Genomic DNA, 25,880 nt, shown 5'->3' on the forward strand with positions numbered 1-25,880 from the left:
CCCCACACGCGAACAATCGAGGTTGAGACATGGCCGTCCAACAGAACAAAGTATCGAAATCGCGCCGCAACAACCGTCGCGCCCATGACGCGCTGGTCGCGGCTAACCCCAACGAGTGCAGCAACTGCGGCGAACTCAAGCGCCCGCACCACGTCTGCCCGTCCTGCGGCCACTACGCCGACCGTGAGGTCGTCGCCATGGCTGACGAGATCGACCTGGACGAAGACGCGGCATAAGCTGCTGAAAGGCCCGGTCGTCGCATGACATCCGCAATGGATAACCGTCAGGCGCACGGGCCTCTGGTCCTCTCCATCGACGCTATGGGAAGCGATCGCGGACCGGCAACCATCGTTGCCGGTCTTTCCGCCTTTGCGCGGAAGCATCGCGACGTCCGCTTCCTGCTGCACGGACCCGAGGCCGAGTTGCGCCCCCTGGTGGACAAGCACAAAGGCTTGCCCGCCCAGGTCGAGATCCGCGATGCCTCTGGCGTCGTGTCGATGGAAGACAAGCCAAGCCACGTGATGCGCAACGGGCAGAAGACCTCGATGTGGTCCACGCTCGACGCCGTCCGCAATGGCGAGGCCACGGTCGCCGTCTCCTGCGGCAATACCGGCGCGCTCATGCTGCTGTCGATGGTGCGGCTGCGCAAGCTGCCCGGGGTCAACCGCCCCGCCATCGCCGTGCTCTGGCCCTCGCGCAACCCGCAGGGCTACAACGTCATGCTCGATGTCGGCGCTGACATCCGCGCCGATGCCGATGACCTGCTGAAATACGCGATGATGGGGGCGTCCTACGCCCGCAACGGCCTGAACCTCGAGCGCCCGCGCATCGGCCTGCTGAACGTCGGCACCGAAGAGCACAAGGGCCGCGCCGAGCTCAAGGCGGCGCATGACCTCATCGCCGCGAATGCCGAGGCGGGCGGCTTCGATTACGTCGGATTCGTCGAGGGCGGAGACATCCCCGGCAAGCGCTGCGACGTGATCGTCACCGACGGCTTCACCGGCAATATCGCGCTGAAGACCGGCGAGGGCACCGCCTCTCTGATCAATTCACTTCTGCGAGAGGCCTTCACCTACTCGCCGCTGTCCCGCCTTGCCGCCCTGCTCGCTCTGAGTTCGCTCAAGCGTTTGCAGGCGCGCGTGGATCCGCGCCGCAAGAATGGCGGCGTGTTCCTCGGCCTTAACGGCACCGTGGTGAAATCCCACGGCGCTGCGGATGCCACCGGGGTGGCCGCGGCGGTGGAACTGGCCTATGACCTCGCGCAGTCCGGCTTCGGCGATCGGCTCGCGGCGCGCGTGGCGAATACCGCCCCCGTCGAGAGCGACCGCGCTGCGACGGACGGCACGGACACCAAGAAAAACGGAACAGGCAAATGAGCATCAGGGCGAAGGTCGCGGGCATCGGGCATTACCTGCCCCAGCGTGTGGTCCCCAACGCGGAATTCGAGAAGACCCTCGACACCTCCGACGAATGGATTCGCTCGCGCTCCGGCATCGAACGCCGTCACTTCGCCGCCGAGGGGGAAACCACCTCGATGCTCGCCGCCAGCGCGGCCGAGGCGGCGCTGAAGGATGCCGGGCTTGATGCCTCTGACCTCGACGCGCTGATCGTCGCCACCTCGACGCCCGACCTGACCTTCCCCTCTGCCGCCACCATGGTGCAGGCCCGCATCGGCATGACCGGGGGCTTCGCCTTCGACGTGCAGGCGGTCTGCGCCGGTTTCGTCTACGCCCTGTCGACCGCGAACGCGATGATCGTCTCGGGTCAGGCCAAGCGCGTCATGGTGATCGGGGCCGAGACCTTCTCGCGCATCATGGACTGGACCGACCGCTCGACCTGCGTGCTTTTCGGCGATGGCGCCGGGGCGCTGATCGTCGAGGCCTCGGAGGGCGCGGGAACCGCCGCCGACCGCGGCATCCTCTCGGTCGACCTGCATTCGGACGGCCAGTTCCGCGACCTGCTCTATGTCGACGGCGGCGTGTCCACCCAGTCCACCGGCCATCTGCGCATGGAGGGCAAGGAAGTCTTCCGCCATGCGGTGGAAAAACTCGCCCAGACCGCCACGGCGGCGATGGACAAGGCCGGCATCTCCTCCGAAGAGGTCGATTGGGTGGTGCCGCACCAGGCCAACATCCGCATCATCAACGGCACCGCCCGCAAGCTCGGCCTGCCGATGGAGCGCGTCGTGGTCACCGTGCAGGACCATGGCAACACCTCCGCCGCCTCGATTCCGCTGGCGCTTTCCGTCGGCAAGGCCGAGGGCAAGATCAAGCAGGGCGACGTGGTGGTCACCGAGGCGATTGGCGGCGGTTTGGCCTGGGGCGCGGTCGTCCTGCGCTGGTAACCCCAAAAACCCGGCAAAATCCAGCCCTTGCAGGCTTTCAGCCCGCAAGGGCTGCTTGACTCGGAATCCGCCTCCCCCCTATGCTGTGGCGCAACCTTGGGAGGCTGCCAAATGAGTGACAAGACTTTGACGCGCATGGATCTCAGCGAAGCGGTGTTTCGCGAGGTCGGGCTGTCGCGCAACGAAAGCGCCGAACTCGTCGAGTCGGTGCTTCAGCACATGTCCGATGCCCTGGTCCGTGGCGAACAGGTGAAGATCTCGTCCTTCGGCACCTTTTCGGTGCGTGACAAGGCGGCGCGCATCGGCCGCAACCCCAAGACCGGGGAAGAAGTGCCGATCCAACCCCGCCGAGTCCTGACCTTCCGCCCGTCGCACCTGATGAAGGAGCGCGTGGCCGAGGGCAACAAGTCCTAATCCGGCGCAGCGACCCCGCGTCCTTGACCCTGCGCCCCTGACCTATCCAAGACCTATCTGAAGCCTGCGCCCCGCCCCGCGGCCGCGCAGCAGGGGGAAGACCGCATGAGCAAGTCGCGCGACGCATTCCGCACCATCTCCGAGGTGGCGGAACTTCTGGACACACCAGCGCATGTGCTGCGTTTCTGGGAAACCAAGTTCAGCCAGGTGAAGCCGGTGAAACGCGCCGGCGGGCGGCGCTACTACCGCCCGAACGACGTGGCGCTGCTGGCCGGCATCCGGCAGCTGTTGCATGACGACGGGCTCACCATCAAGGGCGTGCAGAAGGTTCTGCGCGAGCAGGGCGTGCGGCATGTCGCCGGAATCGCGCCCCCTTCCGATCTGCTGGACGAGGCGGTCGAGTACCCGGCTCAGGCCACTGACCTGCCAGAGGCACCCGAGGCCGTGGAAAGCGCAACGGTCCTGCCCTTTGCGCCGGCGGCCGGAAGCGGTCCCGACATTGCTGCGAACCCGGGCGATCTGCCAGAGCAGAAAGCTCCGCGCGCCGCCGAGGACCCGGAGGCCGCGCTGTCTGCCGGGAGCGCAACCCCGCTCTTCCCCGAGATCACGGATCCAGAGCCTCATCCGGCCGCGCAGGCCGCGCTCTGGGAGGAGGATCCCGCGATCGGCGATATGCCCGCGCAGTCGGAAGCGCCGAAGGCCACCGACGATCACACCGGCTCGGGTCTGCCCGGCTTCATCACCGATTCTCTTGCCGAACGCGGGGCCGAACCGCTGCCCGCCGAGGCTGTGTCGCTGCCGGAGATTCCCGATCTCACGGCGCTTCCCGTCCCTGCGCCCGGCGTGCTCGGCCTTGTTGCGCAAATGGCCCGGATCGACTCCGTGCAAGCCGCCGCACTTGCCCCGCATGTCGCCGCGCTGCGCGACTTCGTGGCCGCGCGCGCGGCGGCGAGACTTACCTGACGAGACAGGTGAAAAAACTTGCGCTTTGGGGGTTGTGCGTGCGCTGAAAACCAGTATGAAACGGCCTCACAAGTCGGGCTATAGCGCAGCCTGGTAGCGCGTCCGTCTGGGGGACGGAAGGTCGCAGGTTCGAGTCCTGCTAGCCCGACCAAATTCTCCCCTACGCCGTTTCTGACTTGTCGGCCTCCGCAGGGAGGTTAGGAAACGGCCCCGCCAACCCGCTGGCGTAAAAGCGGAATCACCCGAAAGCAAGCGCTCTGATCCGGCAGAGCAGACCCGCATCGCGGCATCCGCGCCGCACCGCCGCGAGCCACGGCCGGACGCCGCGCATTCCTCGTTCCCTTCGCCCCCGCCGCTTGTTAATCACGGTCAACGCAATACGAGGGAACGTGACGATGACAGGGGTGCTTGCCAGCCAGCAGATATCGGCGCTCGTGCAGAGCGGAGCGATCCGCATCGAGGCACCGCTGGTCGACGGGCAGATCCAACCTGCAAGCCTTGATCTGCGGCTCGGACGCGAAGCGATCCGCGTGCGCGCCTCCTTCCTTGCCGGCGAGGGCCGGACGCTGGCCTCGCGGCTCGAGGAGTTCGAGATGCACCGGGTCGACCTGACCGAAGGCGCGGTGCTGGAAAAGGGCTGCGTCTACGTCGTGCCGCTGCTCGAAAGCCTCGATCTTCCCGCCGATCTGACCGCCGTGGCCAACGCCAAGAGCTCGACCGGCCGGCTCGACCTGCTCACCCGCACCATCACCGATGGCGGCACCGAGTTCGACCGCATCGGCGCAGGCTACACCGGCCCGCTCTACGCCGAGATCTGCCCCCGCTCCTTCTCGGTGCTGGCGCGCACCGGCATGCGGCTCAACCAGATTCGCTTCCGTCGTGGCCAGTCCGTGCTCGGGGATGCCGAACTCGCCGAGCTGCACGCCGCCGAAACTCTGGTCACCGGCGGCCCGGCGGTGATCGGCGAAGGGCTTGGCTTCTCGGTGGACCTGCGGCCGGAGACCGGCGACCTGGTGGGCTGGCGGGCGAAGCCCCACACAGGGGTGATCGATCTGGACCGGATCGGCCATTACGATCCTGCCGACTTCTGGGACCCGCTGCACGCATCGCGAGGGCAGCTCATCCTCGACCCCGACGCCTTCTACATCCTGGTGAGCCGCGAAGCGGTGCACATCCCGCCGCGCTTCGCCGCCGAAATGGCCCCCTATCTCGCCATGGTCGGTGAATTCCGGGTGCATTACGCGGGTTTCTTCGATCCCGGATTCGGCCATTCGGCAGCCGGTGGCACCGGATCGCGCGGCGTGCTGGAAGTGCGCTGCCACGAGGCCCCCTTCGTGCTCGAGCACGGGCAGATCGTCGGCCGCCTTGTCTACGAGCGTATGGACGAGGTGCCGGCACAGCTCTACGGCGCGGGCATCGCCTCGAATTACCAGGGCCAAGGGCTGAAGCTGTCCAAGCACTTCCGCAGCTGAAGGGCGCGTCCCGCGAAGCTCACGCTGCCTCGCAGAGGACGACCCTCTGTGCGCCCTCCTGCTGCGCCAAGCGCAGCGCCTCGCGGGCACGGCGAATTGACGGCGCGGGATCGCCATCGCCGCGCCGCGCCATGACGGCGGCGGCAGCGAGCTCGAAGCGCATCATCTCGCGCTCGGGGTCACGCAGGTCGGCCACCAACGCGCAGAGTTCCGCAGCGCGCGCGCCGAGCGTCTCCAGCGAACAGTTTCGCACCATGAGCAGAAGCCCCAGTTCCTCTTCCCGGCAAAGCAGCTCCTCGGGACGCAGGGTGCGTTGCAGCGTCTCTGACACGAGCCGCAGCAGCCGTTCCGCGGACTGCGGACCGAAGCGCCGGGCGATGTCAGAGACCCCCTCGATCTCGAAGAGCACAAGACCATGGCTGCTGATCGGCCCGAAAGTCGCGCTGAACAGCTCCGCCGAGGCGCGCCCGCGCATGCCGGTGGCCGGGTCGCGCAGCGCCGCGTGATAGAGCCGCCATTCCGTCAGCCGCAGGCGGGTCGCGCTAGCATCATAGCGCATGCCCAGAAACAGGATGACCGCGAGCATCGAGAGGGTATCGACCACCATGACCGCCACCCCCGAGGTCGCGATCCAGGGGTCGGGGACGAAGCGCGCCACCACGGCTTGCAGGGCGACCAGCACGAGCCAACCCAGCAGGATCCCCCGCACCGTCCGCCCCGAGCCTGATCCACTCACCAGCGGGCGCAACAAGGCCCTGCGCGCGTGGCGCGAGACATTTGCAACGCCCAGCGACAGCAGCAGCACCGCGGTCGAAAGCGACATTTCCCCGAACAGCATCGGCGCGTTGTTCAGGTAGCCGATCGCCGCGATGAAGGGCAGCGCCAGCGACATCAGCGACAGTCCGAAGGAGGAGGCGGACAGGCGGCGGTAGCACAGCTGTCCGCCTGCGAGCAGCACAAAGGAGACTGCCGTGTTCGCCCCCATGCGCCCCGCGCCCAGCTCGACCCCCGCGCGGTATCCCAGCCCGGTCGCAAGGCACAGCAGGATGACCAGGCACCAGACAAGACTTTCGCGCGGGTCTGAGCGCAGCAGCGGCCGCTGCAGAATTGTCGCGGCAAGGGCCCCGGAGCCCGCGAGCAAGGTCGGCAGCGACAAGGCGCTGGCCCCGGTCACGGCATAGAGCTTCGAGATGCCGTAGATATGGCCTTCGGCCGCGATGAGTAGCACCGCCCCGGCCAGCACCAGGCTGACCTGCCTTGTCCTCGCCAGCGGGCGCAGACTTGGATGAGGGGGGCTCAGGAAGGCCCCGTCCCGCGCCTTGAGCCCACGGAAACGCGCGCTGTAGTCCACGATCTGCACCTCCTGCACTCGACCAGAGGCAGTGATGCTCCGCCGAGTCCGGTTAACAGTGTGCTACGGCCGTGGTCACAAATCGCGGTCCACGCCGCAAAGTCGCGTAGAAGTTTAAGCGAAACTTTCTCGTTTAACGTGTGCAGGTTCCGGCAAGCCATACCAACCCGCCCGCGACCCTCTGAGTTCCCGGAACTGGACCGGAAAAGGCACCAGGGCGGCAAATTTCTATATTTCAGCACGTTCTGAGGCATTTCTCATCTTCCGCTTGGAACAAGCCACGACGCGCCGGGTTAGGGGTCCAGAGGGCGGGATCGCAGCGCGGACCGCCAAAGACTTGAAAGGACTTGTATCATGAATGCCAAGAAAACGCTCCTTCTCACGCTCCCGCTCTTCGGCCTCGCCGCTGCCCCGGTGTCCGCTGCGCTCAGCGCGTCGGCCACCACCGATCTGAACCTGCGCTCCGGCCCCGGCCCGCAATACGCTGTCGAAAGCGTCATTCCGTCCACCGCCGAAGTGGACGTGCAGGGCTGCCTTCAAGACGCCGAATGGTGTGAAGTCAGCTACCAGGGCACCTCGGGCTGGGCCTATTCCGCCTATCTGACCACCCCGGTCGAGGACGAGCCCGTGGTCCTTTACGAGAACCGCGAGCGCGTCGAAGTGAACACCGTGACCTATGACGACACCAGCAACGCCGCCGCCGGTGCCGGTGTGGGCGGTGCATGGGGCGCGGCCGTCGGCTCGCTGATCGTGGGTGGCCCGGCCGCCGTGGCTGCGGGTGCCGTGCTGGGGGCCGTCGCCGGTGCCGCCAACAACGTCGAAGAAAAGACCGTCACCTACGTCGAGACCAACCCCGTCGAGCCGGTTTACCTGGACGGCGAGGTCGCTGTCGGCGCAGGCATTCCGCAGGAGATCGAGGTCTATGAGGTTCCGGAAAGCGATTACGCCTACCTGAACGTGAACCGCCAGCAGGTGCTGATCGATCCCGAGACCCGTCGCATTGTGAAGATCGTTCGGTAAATTACCGTTCTTAATGAGTAAAGGCCCCGCGAAATGCGGGGCCGCTTTCGTTTGAGCAAGCCCTTGAAGCCGCCGGTCAGTCCTCGAAAAGCTCGGACTGGCCGGGGGCTTCCTCCTCCTCGTCCTCCGGATCGCGCTCGCCGAGCGGCACCAGGCCAGGCGGCGGACGGTTGTCCAGCAGTCCGGCAGCGCGCAGCTCCTTGAGCCCCGGCAGGTCGCGGGCGCTTTCGAGCCCGAAATGGTCGAGGAAATCCTCGGTCACCACGAAGGTCACCGGACGACCGGGCGTCATCTTGCGGCGGCCAAAGCGGATCCACTCCATCTCGAGCAGCTGATCGACGGTTCCGCGCGACACGCTCACGCCGCGGATTTCCTCGATCTCGGCGCGGGTTACCGGCTGGTGATAGGCGACGATCGCCAGCGTCTCGATCGCCGCACGCGACAGTTTGCGGGTTTCCACCGTCTCTTTCTGCATCAGGAAACCGAGGTCGGGCGCGGTGCGGATCGCCCAGGCGTCGCCCACGCGCACCAGCTGCACGCCGCGGCCCTCGTAGCGCTTGCGCAGATAGGCGAGGGCCTCGGCGGGATCGCAGCCATGCGGCATCCGGTCCTCCAGCTCGCGCACCGTCACCGGCTCGGCCGAGGCAAAGAGGATCGCCTCGACCATGCGCTCCTGATCGCCGATCGGCGGGGCCTGGAACAGGCTCTCGCTGGTGTCCTGCTCCGCGCGCCGCTCGGCGCGGGTCAGCTCTCTGTCGTCACTCACGGGGTCTCTCTCTCTTGCGCAGCTCGATGGGCGCAAAGCTGTCGGCCTGGCGGATCTCGGCCTTGCCCTCTTTCACCAGCTCGAGCGAGGCGGCAAAGGTGGCGGCGGTGGCCGAGCGCCAGCGCATCGGGTCCGCGGACCAGCCGTCGGGCAGCCAGCGGGAAATGTCGGTCCACTCCCCGGCGTAGCCCATCATCCCGCGCATCCGCTCGAGGGCCTGCTCCATGGTGAAGACGTCGTGGCGGTCCATCACGAAGGGGCGGAAGTCGTCGCGGGTGCGGGTCCGGGCGTAGCCCTGCATGAGGTCGAGCAAGGACGCCGTGTATTTCACCTTGCGCAGCCGCTGCATGTCCTCGGGGATGCCGCGGGCGAAGAAATCGCGCCCCAGCCGGTCGCGCGCCATCAGCCGCGCCGCCACGTCGCGCATCGCCTGAAGCCGGTGCAACTGGAAGGCCAGATGCGCCGCCAGTTCCTCGCCCGACGGGCCGTCCTCGGTGGGATCGGGCGGCAGCAGCAGGCGCGACTTCAGGAAGGCCAACCAGGCGGCCATGACAAGGTAATCTGCCGCGAGTTCGATGCGCAACGCCTTGGCGCGTTCGACAAAGCCAAGGTATTGCCGTGCCAGCTCGAGGATCGAGACCTTGCGCAGGTCCACCTTCTGCGTGCGCGACAGCGACAGCAGCAGGTCGAGCGGCCCCTCATAGCCCTCGACATCGACGATCAGTGCCTCGGCCGCAACGCGGTCGGCGACGCTGAGCGCCTCGAATTCCAGTTGCGCATCGTCCTGCATCGGTGATCAGCGGGGCCCGGCCAGCAAGGCCTCATGCTCTGCCCTGAGCGCCGCGATGTCAATCTCGGCAGGGATGGTACGGGCGCTGAGCGCCGCCTCGGCGCGGCCCTGCGCGGCCTCGGTCATCATGCCTGCGGCCTCGACCACCGGCACCATGTCCTCCATCTTGCCATTGCAGTGCAGAACCACGTCGCAGCCTGCGGCCACCGTGGCGGCGCTGCGCTCGCCGATGGTGCCCGACAGCGCCTCCATCGACAGATCGTCGCTCATCAGCAGGCCGGTAAAGCCGATATTCTCGCGGATCAGCGCGACCATCTCGGGATCGACGGTGGCGGGACGGGTGTTGAGCCCCTCGTAGACCAGATGCGCGGTCATCGCGAGCGGCAGTTCCGCGAAGGGCCGGAAGGCGGCGAAGTCGATGTCCTCCAGCTCCTCGCGCGGCGCGGAAACGCGCGGCAGGTCCTTGTGGCTGTCGAGCTGCGCGAGGCCATGGCCCGGCAGGTGTTTCATCACCGGCAGCACACCGCCATCGCTGAGGCCCTTGACCACTGCCTTGCCGATCTCGATCACCTGCGCCACGTCTTCAGCGTAGCAGCGGTTGCGCAGGAAAGCATGGGTGTCGGGCCGCGCCACGTCGAGCATGGGCGCACAGTTGCCATCGATGCCCACCGCCAGAAGCTCGGCGGCAATGATGCGGAAGCGCATCTCCATGGCTTGGGCGGCATGTGCGCCGGCCCGCGCCACCTCGTCGAGCGGCGGCAGGAATTCGGTGGCCAGCGGTGCGCGCAGGCGCTGCACCCGGCCGCCCTCCTGATCAACGAAGACCGGCGCGTGCCATCCGACGGCGGCGCGCAGCTCGGAGGTCAGCGCGCGCAACTGCTCGGCGCTGTCGACGTTGCGGGCAAAGAGGATGAATCCGAACGGATTTGCCTCGGCGAAGAAGCGTTTCTCCTCGGCGCTGAGACGCAGGTCCAGTGGTGCGAGAATGGTGGCTCCGAAGCGGCTCATCGCGTGGTCACCGGGATGCAGTCGGCGTTCTCGGCGACGAAGGCGGCGCAGAAGCGGCGCGCGTCGGCCAGATCGGCGAAACCCGCGGCGCGCAGTCGGTAGAAGGTGCGCCCCCCCGAGCTGGCCTTTTCGATCACCCGGTCCTTGCCGGTCATGAACTCGCCGAAGCGGGCGCTGAAGCGCTCCCATTCCTGACGCGCCACATCGGCGCTGGCGTAGGCGCCGAGCTGCGCAAGTCGCGTGCCCGCGGGCAGCGTTTCGGCATCAACCTCGGCCGGGCCCGTCGGCTCGGGGGCCGCGGGCGCCAGCACAACGGGCTGATTGAGCAGGTCGCCGGGCCGGGTCTCGGGGCGGCGCGAGCGGATCAGCGCGCCCGCCGGGGCAGCGCCGGTGACGCTGGCCACGAGTTCCCCGTCCTCGGAGGACAGATCGCTGAGCGGGCGGGCATTGGCGGCGATCTGATCGGCCAGCGCCTGGATCGGATCGATCTCTTCGCCCTCCTGGTCGATCTCGGCGAAGGCGTCGTCGCCGGACAGCGAGACCGGAGCCGGCTGCCCCTCGGCCTCGCGTCGCGCAGAGAGCTCCTTCTGCGGCATGTCCTCGTCCGACAGGCCAATGCCCTGCGGCGCCAGCAGCAGCCGATCGGCGCCGGGTTCGGCAAGGCCGGTCCCGGCGACGGCGTTCACCGCCAGCCCGATGTGATCGGCGGTCGATCCGCCCGGATCCTCGGGGGCCACGCGCATCGGGCCATCCATTGCCTGCACCACGGGGATGCCGTTCACATCCCGCATGAGAAGCTCGTAGCCCCACATCCCAACGCCCACGACCAGCGCAAGCGACACCGCCGCGCCGGCCCAGTTTGTCAGGGATGCTGCTCTTCGCCCGGTCGGGGCCGGTGCGCCCGGCCCTTCGTAGGGGTAATCCGCCATGTTAGCCTCGGTTTGCCTGTCGGGCCGGCAAAAGGGGGTCCCCGCCGGCCATCTCGCTCTGCCTTACGTGCCCCGAGGCGCCTTTCGGTCAGCGCATCTCTTCTGCCGGGGTCACGCCCAAGATACCAAGACCCGCCGAAATGACAACCGCGACGGCCCGTGCCAGCGCGATTTTGCTTTGGCTGACAGCGGCATCGTCCTGCAGGAAGCGCAGCTCGGGCTCGTCGTGGCCGCGGTTCCACAGGCCGTGCAGGTCCGAGGCCAGCTCGTTGAGCCAGATCGCCACCTTGTGCGGCTCGTGGCCCTTGGCGGCGATCTCGACGATGCGCGGCCATTCGGCGACCTTCCGGGCCAGCGACAGCTCGGCTTCATGCGTCATGCCCGAGAGGTCAACACCGGCAAGGGCTTCATCCGAAACGTCAATTCCGGCCTCGACCGCCTTGCGCAGCACCGAGCAGACGCGGGCGTGGGCGTATTGCACGTAGAACACCGGGTTCTCGCGGCTCTGCTCCACCGCCTTGGCGAAGTCGAAGTCGAGCGAGGCGTCGTTCTTGCGGGTCAGCATGACGAAGCGGGTGACGTCGGGGCCAACCTCCTCGACAACGTCGCGCAGGGTCACGAAGGTCCCTGCCCGCTTGGACATCTTGAATTCCTCGCCGTTCTTGAACAGCTTGACCAGCTGGATCAGCTTGATGTCGAGCGGCACCCGGCCGTCCGACAGCGCCGAGACCGCCGCCTTCATCCGCTTGACGTAACCGCCGTGGTCGGCGCCGAAGACGTCGATCAGCATGTCGAAGCCGCGGCTCACCTTGTCGTAGTGATAGGCGATGTCGGGCGCGAAATAGGTCCAGCTGCCGTCCGACTTCATGATCGGGCGGTCGACGTCGTCGCCGTGTTCGGTGGATTTGAACAGCGTCTGCTCGCGCGGCTCCCAATCCTCGGGCTTCTTGCCCTTCGGCGGCTCGAGCACGCCGCGGTAGATCAGGCCCTTCTCGGTGAGCGACTCGATGGCCGCCTCGATCTTGCCGGTGCCGTAGAGCGATTTTTCCGAGAAGAAGTGGTCCATCTTCACGCCGAGCAGCGCCAGATCCTCGCGGATCATGCCCATCATCTCGTCAGTGGCGAACTCGCGCACCTGCTCAAGCCATTCGGACTCGGGCTGGTCGACAAACTTGTCGCCGACCTGCGCCTTCAGCTTCGCGCCGACCTCGATCAGATACTCGCCCGGATAGGTCCCGGCCTCGAACTCGACGGTGCGGCCGTGGGCTTCGAGGTAGCGCAGGTAGACCGAGCGCGCCAGCACGTCGACCTGCGCGCCGCCGTCGTTGATGTAATATTCGCGGGTGACGTCATAGCCGGCGTAGGCCAGCAGCGAGGCCAGCGCATCGCCGAAGACAGCGCCACGGGTGTGGCCGACGTGCATCGGGCCTGTGGGGTTGGCAGAGACGTATTCGACATTGACCTTCAGCCCCTGCCCCATGTCCGAGCGGCCGTAATCGGTGCCGGCCTTCAGCACGGCGGCGGGCAGCGCCTGCCAGACCGAAGAGTCGAGCCGCAGGTTGAGAAAGCCCGGCCCCGCCACCTCGGCCAGCGCGATGCGCGGATCCTCGGCCAGCTTGGCCGCCAGCGCCTCGGCGATGTCGCGCGGCTTCTTCCCCGCGGGCTTCGCCAGAACCATCGCGGCGTTGGTCGCCATGTCGCCATGCGAGGCGTCTCGCGGCGGCTCCACCGTCACGGCGGCGGTGGCGAGGCCCTCGGGCAGCGCGCCTTCGGCCTGCAGCGCTTCGATCGCCTGAAGCACAAGCGCGCGAATGTCGGTGAAGAGGTTCATCTGTCTGTCTCCATACGGTCGGATGCTCCTCTACCATCTTGGCTCGCGGGGTCAAATGCCGAGATGGCCGGGACGGCGCGGAATGCACCGCAGAGGGCGGGAAACAGACGGGATGGCGGCGGCCTAGCCCGCGGTGGCCGCCTTCACCGTGTCGTTGCCATTCTCGTCCCGCCGGCCCTCTGCGCGTTCCTCGCGCCGCGGGGCCAGCACCAGCAGGCGCACGCCGTCTGCCTCCTTCGGCGCGTCGTCCGGGCCGAGCAGACGGAAGGTGCCATTGGGGCCGAGATCGGCGACGATCATCGCCTCGGGGTTCTTTTCGCGCCAGTCGGCCATGGAGAATTCCTCGGTCAGCCGCGAGACGCGGAACTCCCAGCCCTGGGCGATGCGGGCATTGCCTTCGTCATAGCTCTCGTCAGGTCCGAAGCGCCGCCCGCCCAAGGTCGCCGGAAGCGCATGGCGCGCCGAGCTGTCACGGGCGCGCTTGAGCTGGAAGATGTGCTCGCGGCCGAAATCCGGCGCGAGGTCGGTGGCCACCAGCGTGTTGTAGGCGTCGTTGTCGGTCGCCGCGATCAGATATTCGTAGCTCACGAGGTCGAGCCGGTGCTCCGCCGCCTCGGAGAGGATGTCGCCGAAGAAGGTGTCGAGCCCCGCGTCCCGCGCATCGCGCAGATGCGCGTGGTTCGGATCGGCTATGAGCACCGGCAGCTCGAGCTTCTTGAGCGCCAGCCCCAGAGCCACCGACCAGCGCGAGCCGCCGGTGATCAGCACGCCCGGCGTCTCGGTCGCCGTCTGGCCAAGCGCGCGCGCCAGCGGCGCCAGGGTAAAGCCATGCAGCACCACCGTCGCCGCCACCAGCGCGAAGGCCAGCGCCGGGATGCGCGCCGCGTCCTCGATCCCCAGCGCCACCAGCCGCTGCGCGAAGAGCCCCGCCACCGCCACCAGCACCACGCCGCGCGGGCCGGTGAAGGCGACCAGCAGCCGCTCCTTCCAGGGCACGTTGGTGCCGATGAGCGAGATCAGCACCGGGATCGGCCGCGCCAGCAGGATCACCGAGACCACGAAGGCCAGCGCCCGCCAGTCAAGAGACCCCAGCATCTCGCGGCTCATGTTCGCGGCGAGCAGGATGAACACCCCCGAGACCAGCAGGATCGTCGCGTGCTCCTTGAAACGGCGCATCTCCTCGTAGCTGGGCAGGCCGGCGTTGGCGATCCACACGCCCATCAGCGTCACCGCCAGCAGCCCGCTTTCATGCAGCACCGAGTCGGCCAGCGCGAAGACCACCAGCATCGACACGAAGAGCACCGGCACCTTCATGTATTCCGGCACCATGCCGCGCTTGAAGGATTGCGCCAGACCCCAGCCCCCCAGCACCCCGAGCGCCGCCGCCGCCAGGATGCCGACGGCCATGTCTGCCATCGCATCGCCGAGCGAGGCGGCATTGGCGAGAACCGACACCAGCTCGAAGGCCAGCACCGCCGCCAGCGCGCCGACCGGATCGTTGACGATCGCTTCCCATTGCAGCAGCGCCGAGGGCCGGTGCTTCAGCCGCGCCTGCCGCAGCAGCGGCGCGATCACCGTCGGGCCGGTGACGATCATGATGCCGCCGAAGACCGCCGCGCTCTCCCAGCTCAGCCCCGCCACCCAGTGCAGCGCCGCCGCCGAGGCGAGCCAGCCGAGCGGCGCGCCCAGGAAGATCAGCCGCCGCACTCCCAGCCGCGCGTCGCGCAACCCCTGGAAGTTGAGCGTCAGCCCGCCCTCGAAGAGGATGATCGCCACGGCGATGGCCAGCATCGGCTCCATCAGCGCACCGAAATCCTGGTGCGGGTCGAGCACGCCCAGCCCCGGCCCGATGGCCAGTCCCGCGACCAGCATGACGACGATCGCCGGCAGCTTCATCCGCCAGGCCAGCCATTGCGAGCCTACCCCCAATGCGCCCACCAGGGCAAAACCCAGCAGCGGGTCGATACCGCCTGTTTCCGGTCCGGTCATGAAACGCCCTTTCGCCCGCCGAGGTCCTCCCGCCGCCATGATCTGGCACGCGGGCGCAATCTGTCCAGTGCGACGAGGGGGACGAGAGGCTTAGTCGGCGATCGGCGCGCCTCAGCGCACGTCGTGCAGGATGTCCCGGCCGGTCAGCTTGGCGTGCTGGAGCAGCGCGAAGCGGTCGGTCATCCCGGCGACGTAATCGGCCACCATGCGCGCCAGCTCGGTCTCGCCGGTCGGCTCGGTGGCGCGCCAGCGGGCGGGCAGCAGCAGGGGGTTCTCCATGTAGATCGGGAAGAGCTCCATCAGCGCCTGCGTCACCTTCTCGCGGATCACCACCACCGAGGGCGCGCGGTACATGCGGGTGAAGAGGAAGCTGCGGACCTGCTTCAGCTCCTGGTACATGCCGTCCGAGAAGGCCACCACCGGATGACCGAGCCGCCGGATGTCATCACAGCTCTGCGGACCCGCCGCCTCGAGCCGCGCCCGGCTGGTGTCGATCACGTCGCCGACCATGTAGCCGAACACCCGGCGCAGCGCCTCGTGGCGGCGGCGGTAGGCGTCGAGCTGCGGGTAAAGCCGATCGACCTCGGCATAGGCCGGCTTGATCAGCGGCAGCTCGGCGATCTCTTCCTCGGTGAACAGCCCGGCGCGCAGCCCGTCCTGCAGGTCGTGGTTGTTGTAGGCCACGTCATCGGCGATGGCCGCCACCTGCGCCTCGCCGCTGGCGTGGGTGTCGAGTTCTAGATCGTGCTCGGCGTTGTACTCGGCCAGGGCCAGCGGCAGCGCCTCGCCCGGTTTCAGCGGCAGCAGCGGGCCGTTGTGCTTGGCGATGCCCTCGAGCGTGTCCCAGGTCAGGTTGAGCCCGTCGAACTCGGCGTAATGGCACTCCAGCCGGGTGACGATGCGCAACGCCTGGGCGTTGTGGTCAAAGCCGCCATAGGGCGCCATCAGCGCGTGCATCGCGTCCTCGCCGGTATGGCCGAAGGGCGTGTGGCCAAGGTCATGCGCCAGCGCCACCGCCTCGGTGAGGTCGGTGTTCAGCCCAAGCGCCCCCGCAATGGTGCGCGCCACCTGCGCCACCTCGATGCTGTGGGTCAGCCGGGTACGATAGAAATCCCCCTCGTGCTCGACGAAGACCTGGGTCTTGTGCTTCAGCCGCCGAAACGCCGAACTGTGGATGATCCGGTCGCGATCCCGCTGGAAACACGAGCGAAAGGCGCTCTCCTCCTCCACCACGCGGCGGGGCCTGGCCCCCTCGGGGTCGCAGCAATAGATCGCCATCTCTGTCATGCCTTTCACGCGCCTCTGCTTGCGGACCGGCCCGATGCATGCCAGGCGGTTGCCGCTGCTCTCGCGGATCCCTATATTACGGACCGACCGGGAGATAAACCTTTGAGGCACCCCATGAACCTGCCCCCGAAAGTGACTGACCGCGCCTACGAGCGCCTCGCCGAGATCGGCGCTGGCGCCCAAGGCAAGGCGCTGCGTGTGGCCGTCGAGGGCGGCGGCTGCTCGGGCTTCCAATATGAGATCAAGCTCGACGACGCCGCCGAGGACGACCTGGTGCTTGAGCGCGCCGGCGAGCGTGTGGTGGTCGACAGCGTTTCGCTGCCCTTCCTCGCCGACGCGGTGATCGATTTCTCCGAAGAGCTGATCGGCGCGCGTTTCACCATCGAGAACCCGAACGCCACCAGTTCCTGCGGCTGCGGCACCAGTTTCTCGATCTGAAAAGCCGCGCCCTGCGACGGGGTTTGCAATTTGGGCCGTGCCGTCTGGCGCGGCCCTTTTGCGTGCCGCCGCGATCCCGCCAAGATGTCCGGCGCCCCTCGCGCAGCACATTCGGACTTATTCCCAATAAATTGATATAAAATAAAAAAGCGCGCCCATAGGACGCGCCCTCTTCTCTTTGCAAATACGCCGGGGTGAATTGGCCGCAGGCCAAGAGGGGCAGCGCCCCTCCCCGTCCCTCTGGCTCAATCCTCGGTGACGTCGCCGTCGTCCTCGGACATGTGGAAATCGAGCCCGTGCGCCGCGCGGATTTTATCCTCGATCTCATTGGCGATCTGGCTGTTTTCCTTCAGGAAGGTCTTGGCATTCTCGCGGCCCTGGCCAATGCGCTCGTCGCCGTAGGAATACCAGGCGCCCGACTTGTCGACCACGCCGGCCTTCACCCCCAGATCCAGCAATTCGCCGGTCTTCGAGATGCCCTCGCCGTACATGATGTCGAATTCGACCTGCTTGAACGGCGGCGCGACCTTGTTCTTCACCACCTTCACGCGGGTCTGGTTGCCAACGACCTCGTCGCGGTCCTTGATCGCGCCGATGCGGCGGATGTCGAGGCGGACCGAGCTGTAGAACTTCAGCGCGTTGCCGCCCGTCGTGGTCTCGGGCGAGCCGAACATGACGCCGATCTTCATCCGGATCTGGTTGATGAAGATGACCATGCAATTGCTGCGCGCGATCGAGCCCGTGAGCTTGCGCATCGCCTGGCTCATCAGGCGGGCGTGCACGCCGACCGAGCTGTCGCCCATGTCGCCCTCGAGCTCGCTCTTCGGGGTCAGCGCAGCGACGGAGTCGACGATCACCAGGCTGACTGCCCCAGAGCGCACCAGCGTGTCGGTGATCTCGAGCGCCTGCTCGCCGGTGTCGGGCTGCGAGATCAGCAGCTCTTCAAGGTCGACACCCAGCTTCTTGGCGTATTGCGGATCGAGCGCGTGTTCGGCGTCGACGAAGGCGCAGACCCCGCCCTTCTTCTGCTCTTCGGCGACGACGTGCAGCGTCAGCGTGGTCTTGCCCGAGCTTTCCGGGCCATAGATCTCGACGATCCGGCCCTTCGGCAGGCCGCCTATGCCGAGGGCGATGTCGAGCCCGAGCGAGCCGGTCGAGGTTGCCTCGATGTCGCGCAGGGCGTTGTCGCCGCCCAACTTCATGATCGAACCCTTGCCGAACTGCCGCTCGATCTGGGCCAGCGCCGAGTCGAGCGCCTTTTGCCGGTCCGCGTTTCGCTTGCTGTCCATAGTCAGAAGATCTGCCGTTGCCATGATTTCCGATCCTTATTTCATACCGCGTGCGGGGCGGCAATCGCTGCTTTCGTTCGCCTCTTGTTCTCTTTCGGGGTTATGAGACCAAAAGGGGAACATTTCAAGCAGGAACTGTTCTTACTCTTGCGAAACAGGGTTAAGGAGTAGTTTATCGACAAAAAGAACACGACCGAGGGGCGGTGACATGCTGGTATTCTGGAAGGCGCGGCTGGTGCTGCTTGCCGTTCCCAAGACGGGAACCTCGGCCTATGAGGCCGCACTGGGGCCTCATGCCTCGATGAGCGTGCTGGACCCGCCCGAGCTGAAGCATGCCCCGGTCTACCGCTACAACCGCTTCTTCCGCCCGATGTTCGAGAAGATGGGGGCCGAGCAGATGGAGCTGATGGCGGTGGTGCGAGAGCCGGTTTCCTGGCTTGGCTCCTGGTATCGCTACCGTCAGCGTGCCTTTCTCGACGGCAAGCCGACCTCGACCCGCGGGATCGATTTCGACGCCTTTGTCGAGGCCTATGTCGGCACCGAGCGCCCCGCCTTCGCCAATGTCGGCAGCCAGTCGAAATTCGTCGAACCGCGGCCCAACGGCACCGGGGTGAGCCACCTGTTCAAATACGAAAACCAGGGCGCGATCATCGGCTTTCTCGAAGAGCGCCTGGGCCTTGCCCTCGATCTGCCGCGCGAGAATGTCTCGCCGCGCTCGGAACTGACGCTCTCCCCCGAGACCGAGGCACGCCTGCGGCAGCACTGCGCCGCCGATTTCGCGCTGTGGGAGCGCGCCCGCTGACCCCTCAGGCGAGCTGTCGATGCACGGTCTCGGTCAGCTCGCTCAACGAGAAGGGCTTGGGCAGGAAGACCGAATTCGGCACTGCGACCCGGCTCTTGTCCAGCGCCTCCTCTGCATAGCCCGAGACGAAAACCACGCGCGTGCCGGGCCTGCCCTCGAGCGCCCGCCGCACCCAGCTCGGCCCGTCAAGTCCGGGCATGACCACGTCGGTGACAAAGACATCCACCTTGAGCGCGGCATCCTCGAGCACCTCGAGCGCCTGTTCCGCGGTTTCGGCCTCGATTACGGTAAATCCGCGCAGGCGCAGGGCGCGGGCGGCGAAGGCGCGCACCGGTGCCTCGTCCTCGACCAGCAACACCACGCTGCCGTCCTGCGCCGCGGCCGTGCGCGCGGGCTCCGGCGCGGGCGGGTCGAGGACCTCCGGGTCCTCGTAGGCCGGGAACATCAGGGTGAAGCAGCTGCCCTCGCCCAGCACGCTGTCGACGAAGATGAAGCCGCCGGTCTGCTTGACGATCCCGTAGACCGTCGACAGCCCGAGCCCGGTGCCCTCGCCTGTGCGCTTGGTGGTGAAGAAGGGTTCAAACACCTTCTGCAGCTTGTCCTGCGGGATCCCTGAACCCTGATCGATGACCTTGACGCAGACATAGGCCCCCGGCTCGACCCGCGCGCGATCGCGGACCAGCGGATCGTGGACGATGCAGCGCTCGGTCTCGATGACGATCTCGCCGCCGCCCGGCATGGCGTCGCGCGCGTTCACCACGAGGTTCATCATCACCTGCTCGAGCTGCCTGCGATCGCCGCGGATCGGCGGCAGCACCGGATCGTGGCGCAAGGTCAGATGCACCCGCTCCCCGACAAGGCGATTCAGCAGGTGTGTCAGATCCGACAAGGTGTCGCGCAGGTCGAGCTTCTCGACGCTCAGTGTCTGCTTGCGCGAGAACGCGAGCAGCTGGCCCACCAGCGAGGCGGCGCGGTTGGCATTCTCGTTGATCTGCATGAGATCGGCGTAATCCGCATCGCCGAGGTCATGGCGCAGCAGCAGCAGGTCGCAATGGCCGGAGATGGCGGTCAGCAGGTTGTTGAAGTCATGCGCCACGCCGCCGGCGAGCTGGCCGATGGCCTGCATTTTCTGGCTCTGGACGAATTGCGCCTCGAGCGATTTCAGCTCGGTCGCATCGTTCAGCACCGCCACCAGCTCGGCGCGGCCCGCTTCGATCACCCGGTTGAGAGTCACCTGCACGAAGACCTCGCGGTCCGGGCGCACGAGACGCAGAAACTCGGACCGGTGCAGCCCGCGCCCCGCGGCGGCATCCGTGAGCCAGTCGGCAATCGAGCGCCCGAGCCCTTCCATGTGATCGTCGATGACGCTGCCATCGGCGCTCTTCACCTCGAGCATGCGGCAGGCCTCGGCGTTGGCGCGCAGGATGCGGCCATCGGGCGCGAGGCGCAGCAGCGGCACGGGCAGTTCGTCGACCCCGTCACGCACCTCGGACGTGCCGGGCTGGGCCATCGGGTGGAGCACAACCTCCTGACGCCCCACCCCTGCGTCCGAGCAGCGGATCCGCACGCTCTGCACGCCGGTCGGCGTGGCGATCTGCTGCACCTTGCCCGAGCGCGCGGGTGCCTCGAGCACTTCGTCGAGACGCTTGACCCGGCGGCCCAGCAACGTGCGGGCGGCGGCATTCATGTAGAGCACCGCGCCGCTCCGACCGACGGTGAGCACCGGCGCGTACGCCACCTCCATCGCGCCATCGGGATCCCCGCCGCTCGCGCCCGGCTCCGCCTGCATCGGACCCTGCGGCAGCGGCTCGACCCGCCAGTAGTTCATCCCGGCGACCGCGGCGAGGGTGATCCGGTGCCGCCCTGCGGGCGAGACCACGTCTTCACTGGCGCCGCGGCCCGCGGCGCGCAGCCGCAGACGCAACGCGAGGGCTTCAGGCTCCGGCACCAGGGGCGCCAGCCGTGCCGCCAGCGCCTCCCCAGCCCCGAGCAGGCTTTCCGCGGGCTCATTTGCGAAGAGAATGCGACCCTGCGCGGTTTCGATCGCGGCGGGTGCCGGATCCGCGGCGACGAGCTCGCGCAGCGCCGAAACAGCCCGCTCCGACCGCCGTTCCACAAGCATCCGGCGCAGACCGAGCAACGCCCCGAGGGCCAGAAAGGCCCCGGCCGCGGCGAAAAGCGCCAAAGCCGCAGGGGTCCCGTTCACCAGCGTGCCAAGACCGAGGCAAAGAATCCCTGCCGCGACCAGCACAAGGCCGGGCAACGCCTGCCGGACTCCGCCCCGCAGCTGCGCATCCTCGTAAAACGCGGTCGGCGTCACGCGGTCATCCCTTTCGATCCGTATCCCCGCGCATCTTGTCGCATGGTCGGTCTTAACCAGTCGGCCTTAACCAAAGGTTAATTACCATCTCACCTTGCGTAAGCCCGGCGCGACGCATCCGGACCGGGCTCAGGCCGGGCGTCGCAGCTGCGCGCCAAAGAACCCGTCGCCACCATCGCCCGGCAGATACTGCCGCTCGTGCTCCAGCGTCCAGCCTTCGTGGCGCGCGAGGAAGGCCCTGATCTGCGCACCGTTCTCGGCAGAGAGCATCGAGCAGGTGGCGTAGCCCAGCAGCCCGCCGGGGCGCACCAGCGCCGCCGCGGTGTCGAGGATCCCGGCCTGCAGCGTCTGCAACTCGTCCAGCCGTTCGGAGGTCAGCCGCCACTTGCCCTCGGGCGCGCGGCGCCAGGCGCCGCTGCCGGAGCATGGCACGTCGCAGAGCACAAGGTCATAGGCCCCCTCGGGCCGGGTGACGCTGCGGATGCGGGCACCGGCGCGTTTGGCACGGGCTGGCAGGTCCGACATGCGGCGCGGGTCGGCGTCATGCGCCTCGACCTCGCCCTGCGTGCGCGCCGCCATCGCCAGCGCCTTGCCGCCGCCGCCGGCGCAATAGTCCAGCACCCGCATTCCCGGCACCAGCGGAAGCGCCTCGACCACGGCCTGGCTGGCCACGTCCTGAAGCTCGACCCGCCCCTCGGCGAAAGCCTGGCTCTGCGCGACGCGCCGCGCGCCAGCGGTGACCTCGAGCGCCCCGGACGCCAGCGGATGCGGCCGGGTCTCGATCCCCTCGCCCGCCAGCGCCGCCTGCGCCGCGGCAAGATCACCGCGCAGGCCGTTGACGCGCAGGAAGACAGCTGCGCGGCCCCGCAGCGCCTCGGCGGCCGCCGCGGCACCCGCGCCGAGGCTCTCGCCAAGCAGCGCATCGATCCAATCCGGCAGGTCGCGCGCCTCGGCCCCTTCAGCGGCGCGGCCCGCCGCCTGTTCCTCGGCAGTGAGTGGCGCGGGCGCGTGACCGTCGCCGGTGAACACATCCCCGACCGGGCTCCCCTGCTGGCGCAGCAGCCCGATGAGCCGCGCACGGCCGCTCTCGCCCCCGCCCTGCACGGCGGTGGAGCGCCAGCGCCGCAGCACGTCGAAGACATGGTCCCGCACCGCAGCCCGGTCCTTCGAGCCGGCGTAGCGCGCGCCGCGCGCCCAGCCCAGCAGCGCCTGCTCCGCCGGGGCACCGGCGGCGATGCGGTCGAGGACCTCGGCGGCGGCTTGAAGCCGTGCGCCGGGAGTCATCGTGGACCCTTCGAGGCGGGGATCATCGGAATATCATGCTGCATGTGGTCTCGTGCTCCTTCCGCTGTCGCCCGCCCCTCTACCCGCGCGCGCCGCGCGTCGTCCAGCGGTTTCCAACGCTGTGCCGTGGGGCCGTCCCGAGCGAGAACCGCCGGCCTTCGCGAACCAGCCGCCGATTTCCGCACCGATCTCGCAATTCGCCGATGCGGGAGATCGGGCCCTCACGGGTGACCTGCATGGCGCGCACGGGAGGGCCCCCTGACATCAGGCTGATGCAGAAGCGCGGCTCGGTCTGCCTCGGGATCATGCTGCCGCCTTGAGACCGCCGGATCGAGGCTTCCGTTCAGATGCCCGGTGAGGCGTCCGAGTTCGGGACGACGCCGGCTGCCTCGGCAGCTGCGTTTCGAGCTTTGACACCATCCGGCAACATCGCCGAAAGCTGCCCTTCTTCTCGACCATCGAACTCGTCAACGCTCTCGAGCAGGAGAAAGCCAAGGGGAAAGCCGGACACATCGCGGAGACCCTCCCAGCCGCGACCTGGAGGTCCTTCCCGCCCGGCAAATCGCTGCGCAATCGCCTGCCGGGCGATAGACGGGCTCGAATGACGGCCGTGCAGCGCTTCAGGGGGCAGCTTGCGCTTTCATCTGATGAACAAGCTCCACGCGCGCAGCAAAGTGATCATCATTGCGCACCGCAGCTTCAGCGAGTGGGCCACCGTGTTCGGCGATCGCAAGTTGGCCACCGCGCGTCTCCACCGGCCAACCCGGGAAAAGAGGGAGCTGCGCCATGTCTTGACCCAGACATGACCCGTCAAACCCACTCCAAGATGATTCACGTCCTGATGGAGAGCCCACGTCGGGTCTGGGTGGAAACCGACAGCCAACGGCTTCTGGGTCACCACCCCGGCGCGGCCGCCGGGGACTATCCCGCCCTCCGGGCACCGGCCCCGTTGGTGCAAGCGCTGCGCGGCAGCGGGATTCGCGCCGTCATTTGGGGCCAAGGCCCTGCTGCCCCCCGAACGAAAAGCGCCGGAGCCCGTGCTCCGGCGCTTTTGCCAATTCTGACCCTGCGGCTCAGCCCTTCTGCTTGGGGAGCTTGCCGAGGTGCTTCTTGAGCGCGCCCGCATTCTTCTCGCGGCGGCCCTTGTAGGGGTTCTTGTCGCCCTGCCCGCGCAGCGTCAGGCGGATCGGCGTGCCGGGCATGTCGAAGGCCTCGCGCAGACCGTTCACAAGGTAGCGCGTGTAGCTGTCGGGCATGTCCTGCGGGCGCGAGCACATGACGACGAATCCCGGCGGACGGGTCTTGGCCTGGGTCATGTAGCGCAGCTTGATGCGGCGGCCCTGCGGCGCGGGCGGCGGGTGGCTCGACACCATGCCCTCGAGCCAGCGGTTGAGCTGGCCGGTCGAGACGCGGCGGTTCCAGGTGGTCCAGGCCTTCATGATCGCGGCGTTGAGCCGGTCGAGCCCGCGCCCGGTCTTGGCCGAGACGGTGACCAGCGGCGCGCCGCGCAGCTGCGGCAGCAGCCGGTCGAAGGCTTCCTTGAGCGCTGCCAGCTTCTCCTGCTTGTGCTCCTCGACGTCCCACTTGTTGACGGCAACGACCACCGCCCGGCCCTCGCGCTCGGCGAGGTCTGCGATGCGCAGGTCCTGCTGCTCGAAGGGGATGGCGGCGTCGAGCAGCACCACCACGACCTCGGCGAACTTGACCGCGCGCAGACCGTCGGAAACCGAGAGTTTCTCGAGCTTTTCCTGCACCTTGGCGCGCTTGCGCATGCCGGCGGTGTCGAAGATGCGCATCGGCACGCCCTCCCAGTCCATGCGGACCGAGATGGCGTCGCGGGTGATCCCGGCCTCGGGGCCTGTCAGCAGCCGGTCCTCGCCGAGGATCTTGTTGATCAGGGTCGACTTGCCGGCGTTCGGGCGGCCGACCACGGCGATCTGCAGCGGCTTGGTCGCGGTCGGCATGACCAGCTTGCCCTCGCCGTCCTCGTCGTCGAACTCCTCGTCGTCCAGCTCGAGCTCGGTCTCGGGGGCCTCCTCGGCGGCGCGCTCGGCGAAGGCATCGGCCAGCGGCATCAGCGCGGAATAGAGCTCGGGCAGGCCCTCGCCATGCTCGGCCGAGAGCCGGATCGGCTCGCCGAGGCCGAGGCTGTAGGCCTCGATCACGCCCGCATCGGCCGCCGAGCCCTCGCCCTTGTTGGCGGCGAGGATCACATGGGCGGAGCGCTTGCGCAGGATCTCCGCGAAGACCTCATCGGTCGGGGTCACCCCGACGCGGGCGTCGATCATGAACAGGCAAACATCGGCCATGTCCACCGCACGCTCGGTGAGCTTGCGCATCCGGCCCTGCAGCGACTCGTCGGTGGCCTCCTCGAGGCCCGCCGTGTCGATCACCGTGAAGCGCAGGTCGCCGAGCTTGCCCTCGCCCTCGCGCAGGTCGCGCGTGACGCCGGGCTGGTCATCGACCAGCGCCAGCCGTTTGCCGACGAGGCGATTGAACAGGGTGGACTTACCAACGTTGGGGCGGCCGACGATGGCGAGGGAGAATGTCATGGCACGCACCTCTTGCGGATTCAAACCCTGCCTTTACCGCAAAGCGTCGGCGGGAGAAAGGGACCTCGCGCGCTTCGTCGCAGCGGCTGCGGAAAGAGGGGCTCCGCCCCCGCCCTTCGGGCTCCCCCGGGATATTTGGGCCTAGAAGAATGCGCCGGGCCGCGCTGCGGCTTCTTCTCTTTTGAAAATACGCAGATCGGAACGCAAACGCCCGCGCCACCGGTCGGGCAGCGCGGGCGCGTCTCGAAAGCTGTTCAGGCTTACTTCAGATCGTCCGGCAGCAGCGCGTCGGGCAGGTTCTGGTAGCTGACGGGGCGCAGGAAGCGGCGGATCGAGAGGGTGCCGACCGAGGTCGCGCCGAAGTTGGTCGAGGCCGGGTAAGGCCCGCCGTGGACCATCGCGTCGCAGACCTCGACGCCGGTGGGGAAGCCGTTGACCAGCACCCGGCCGGCCTTGCGCTCGAGCACCGGCACGAGGCGCTGCGCCAGGGCGGTATCGCCCGCGTCCATGTGGATCGTCGCGGTCAGCTGGCCCTCGAACCCCTTGGCGAGCTCTTCCATCTCGTCCGGCCCCGAGACCCGCACCACGAGCCCGAGCGGGCCGAAGACTTCCTCGCCAAGCGCATGATCCTGCAGGTAATTCGCCGCGTCCGTCTCGAAGAGGTTGGGCAGCGCGCTGCGGCCCTCGCTGTCGGTGGTCAGCACCGGCTTGACGGCATTGCGCCCGTCGAAGCGCGATTTACCGTCCTTATACGCTTTCGCGATACCCTCGGTGAGCATGCATTGGGCGGATGCGCCCTTCAGCGCCTCGGCGGCGGCGGCGACAAAGGCGTCGCCCTCGGGGCCCGTCTCGACCACGGCGATGCCGGGGTTGGTGCAGAACTGGCCGGCACCCATCGTCAGCGAGCCGGCCCAGCCGGTGCCGATCTCGGCACCGCGCGCCTTCACGGCCTCGGGAAGGAGGAACATCGGGTTGACCGAGCCCAGCTCGCCGAAGAAGGGGATCGGCACCTCGCGCTGCGCGCAGAGGTC

General features: G+C 67.9%; 22 protein-coding genes, 1 tRNA gene and 2 pseudogenes. 12 read left to right on the forward strand and 13 right to left on the reverse strand.

Going from position 1 to position 25,880, the window contains the following annotated elements:
• Positions 1-29: 29 nt before the first annotated feature.
• The 7 genes from rpmF (at position 30) to IQ782_RS14990 (ending at position 5,193) form a co-directional block, all read left to right on the forward strand.
• Positions 30-236: a 50S ribosomal protein L32 gene (gene rpmF / locus IQ782_RS14960; RefSeq protein WP_066106415.1), complete on the forward strand. Its 207-nt coding sequence runs from the start codon at positions 30-32 to the stop codon at positions 234-236.
• Between the two features lie 24 nt (positions 237-260).
• On the forward strand, positions 261-1,376 hold the full coding sequence (gene plsX, locus IQ782_RS14965) for a phosphate acyltransferase PlsX (RefSeq protein WP_194135461.1): 1,116 nt from the start codon (positions 261-263) through the stop codon (positions 1,374-1,376).
• A complete protein-coding gene (locus IQ782_RS14970; RefSeq protein WP_194135462.1) occupies positions 1,373-2,344 on the forward strand; it encodes a beta-ketoacyl-ACP synthase III in 972 nt (323 codons plus the stop codon). The genes plsX and IQ782_RS14970 overlap by 4 nt, the downstream gene beginning before the upstream one ends.
• Before the next feature lie 111 nt (positions 2,345-2,455).
• The gene (gene ihfA / locus IQ782_RS14975; protein WP_066106404.1) at positions 2,456-2,758 is read left to right on the forward strand and encodes an integration host factor subunit alpha; all 303 of its coding nucleotides are present in this window, start codon (positions 2,456-2,458) and stop codon (positions 2,756-2,758) included.
• A 105-nt stretch (positions 2,759-2,863) separates the two neighbouring features.
• The gene (locus tag IQ782_RS14980; RefSeq protein ID WP_194135463.1) at positions 2,864-3,721 is read left to right on the forward strand and encodes a MerR family transcriptional regulator; all 858 of its coding nucleotides are present in this window, start codon (positions 2,864-2,866) and stop codon (positions 3,719-3,721) included.
• A 74-nt stretch (positions 3,722-3,795) separates the two neighbouring features.
• Positions 3,796-3,872 (forward strand) — tRNA-Pro (locus IQ782_RS14985).
• A 244-nt stretch (positions 3,873-4,116) separates the two neighbouring features.
• Complete coding sequence (locus IQ782_RS14990) at positions 4,117-5,193, forward strand: 2'-deoxycytidine 5'-triphosphate deaminase (RefSeq protein WP_194135464.1); 1,077 nt, start codon at positions 4,117-4,119, stop codon at positions 5,191-5,193.
• A 19-nt stretch (positions 5,194-5,212) separates the two neighbouring features.
• Here IQ782_RS14990 and IQ782_RS30310 read toward each other — a convergent pair whose 3' ends face one another.
• Complete coding sequence (locus tag IQ782_RS30310; RefSeq protein ID WP_194135465.1) at positions 5,213-6,544, reverse strand: diguanylate cyclase domain-containing protein; 1,332 nt, start codon at positions 6,542-6,544, stop codon at positions 5,213-5,215.
• 354 nt (positions 6,545-6,898) lie between these two features.
• Between IQ782_RS30310 and IQ782_RS15000 the strand changes: the two genes are divergently transcribed.
• A complete protein-coding gene (locus IQ782_RS15000) occupies positions 6,899-7,564 on the forward strand; it encodes a DUF1236 domain-containing protein (RefSeq protein ID WP_194135466.1) in 666 nt (221 codons plus the stop codon).
• Between the two features lie 76 nt (positions 7,565-7,640).
• Here IQ782_RS15000 and scpB read toward each other — a convergent pair whose 3' ends face one another.
• The 7 genes from scpB to IQ782_RS15035 form a co-directional block, all read right to left on the reverse strand.
• A complete protein-coding gene (gene scpB, locus IQ782_RS15005) occupies positions 7,641-8,231 on the reverse strand; it encodes an SMC-Scp complex subunit ScpB (RefSeq protein WP_194135482.1) in 591 nt (196 codons plus the stop codon).
• Positions 8,232-8,322: 91 nt separating this feature from the next.
• Positions 8,323-9,120 (reverse strand): segregation and condensation protein A, encoded by a 798-nt coding sequence (locus IQ782_RS15010; protein ID WP_194135467.1) that lies wholly within the window; start codon positions 9,118-9,120, stop codon positions 8,323-8,325.
• Positions 9,121-9,126: 6 nt separating this feature from the next.
• Complete coding sequence (gene nagZ, locus IQ782_RS15015) at positions 9,127-10,128, reverse strand: beta-N-acetylhexosaminidase (RefSeq protein WP_194135468.1); 1,002 nt, start codon at positions 10,126-10,128, stop codon at positions 9,127-9,129.
• Entirely contained in the window at positions 10,125-11,057 is a 933-nt protein-coding gene (locus tag IQ782_RS15020) for an SPOR domain-containing protein (RefSeq protein WP_194135469.1), read from the reverse strand. Before IQ782_RS15020 ends, nagZ begins: the two co-directional genes overlap by 4 nt.
• An 88-nt stretch (positions 11,058-11,145) precedes the next feature.
• Positions 11,146-12,888: an arginine--tRNA ligase gene (gene argS, locus IQ782_RS15025; protein ID WP_194135470.1), complete on the reverse strand. Its 1,743-nt coding sequence runs from the start codon at positions 12,886-12,888 to the stop codon at positions 11,146-11,148.
• Between the two features lie 123 nt (positions 12,889-13,011).
• Positions 13,012-14,877: a cation:proton antiporter gene (locus tag IQ782_RS15030; protein ID WP_194135471.1), complete on the reverse strand. Its 1,866-nt coding sequence runs from the start codon at positions 14,875-14,877 to the stop codon at positions 13,012-13,014.
• Positions 14,878-14,988: 111 nt separating this feature from the next.
• Complete coding sequence (locus IQ782_RS15035) at positions 14,989-16,155, reverse strand: deoxyguanosinetriphosphate triphosphohydrolase (protein ID WP_194135483.1); 1,167 nt, start codon at positions 16,153-16,155, stop codon at positions 14,989-14,991.
• 123 nt (positions 16,156-16,278) lie between these two features.
• Here IQ782_RS15035 and IQ782_RS15040 point away from each other — a divergent pair, with 123 nt between their 5' ends.
• Positions 16,279-16,602, forward strand: coding sequence for a HesB/IscA family protein (locus tag IQ782_RS15040; protein WP_194135472.1), 324 nt, complete (start codon positions 16,279-16,281; stop codon positions 16,600-16,602).
• A 245-nt stretch (positions 16,603-16,847) separates the two neighbouring features.
• Here the strand turns inward: IQ782_RS15040 and recA are convergent, their stop codons facing one another.
• Positions 16,848-17,915 (reverse strand): recombinase RecA, encoded by a 1,068-nt coding sequence (recA, locus tag IQ782_RS15045; RefSeq protein WP_194135473.1) that lies wholly within the window; start codon positions 17,913-17,915, stop codon positions 16,848-16,850.
• 184 nt (positions 17,916-18,099) lie between these two features.
• Here recA and IQ782_RS15050 point away from each other — a divergent pair, with 184 nt between their 5' ends.
• Positions 18,100-18,693, forward strand: coding sequence for a gamma-glutamyl kinase (locus IQ782_RS15050; protein ID WP_194135474.1), 594 nt, complete (start codon positions 18,100-18,102; stop codon positions 18,691-18,693).
• Between the two features lie 4 nt (positions 18,694-18,697).
• On the opposite strand, the gene IQ782_RS15055 is transcribed toward IQ782_RS15050, so the two are convergent.
• Positions 18,698-21,013, reverse strand: a complete 2,316-nt coding sequence (locus IQ782_RS15055; RefSeq protein WP_338092592.1) for an ATP-binding protein — start codon at positions 21,011-21,013, stop codon at positions 18,698-18,700.
• Positions 21,014-21,142: 129 nt separating this feature from the next.
• Entirely contained in the window at positions 21,143-22,297 is a 1,155-nt protein-coding gene (locus IQ782_RS15060; RefSeq protein WP_194135475.1) for an RsmB/NOP family class I SAM-dependent RNA methyltransferase, read from the reverse strand.
• Between the two features lie 418 nt (positions 22,298-22,715).
• Between IQ782_RS15060 and IQ782_RS30400 the strand changes: the two are divergent.
• Both IQ782_RS30400 and IQ782_RS29800 read left to right on the forward strand, forming a co-directional pair.
• Positions 22,716-22,823 (forward strand): annotated as a pseudogene (locus IQ782_RS30400) (ATP-binding protein); the annotation flags it as partial.
• A gap of 94 nt (positions 22,824-22,917) precedes the next feature.
• Positions 22,918-23,103 (forward strand): annotated as a pseudogene (locus IQ782_RS29800) (ATP-binding protein); the annotation flags it as partial.
• Between the two features lie 267 nt (positions 23,104-23,370).
• Here IQ782_RS29800 and der read toward each other — a convergent pair.
• Together der and IQ782_RS15075 are read right to left on the reverse strand one after the other, a co-directional pair.
• Positions 23,371-24,849 (reverse strand): ribosome biogenesis GTPase Der, encoded by a 1,479-nt coding sequence (gene der / locus IQ782_RS15070; RefSeq protein WP_194135476.1) that lies wholly within the window; start codon positions 24,847-24,849, stop codon positions 23,371-23,373.
• Between the two features lie 260 nt (positions 24,850-25,109).
• Positions 25,110-25,880, reverse strand: a 771-nt coding sequence (locus IQ782_RS15075; protein WP_476707523.1) for an aldehyde dehydrogenase family protein, incomplete at its 5' end; no start/stop codon positions are given.

Origin of the sequence: Salipiger mangrovisoli, from assembly GCF_015223355.1 — a bacterium.
GTDB lineage: Bacteria > Pseudomonadota > Alphaproteobacteria > Rhodobacterales > Rhodobacteraceae > Salipiger > Salipiger mangrovisoli.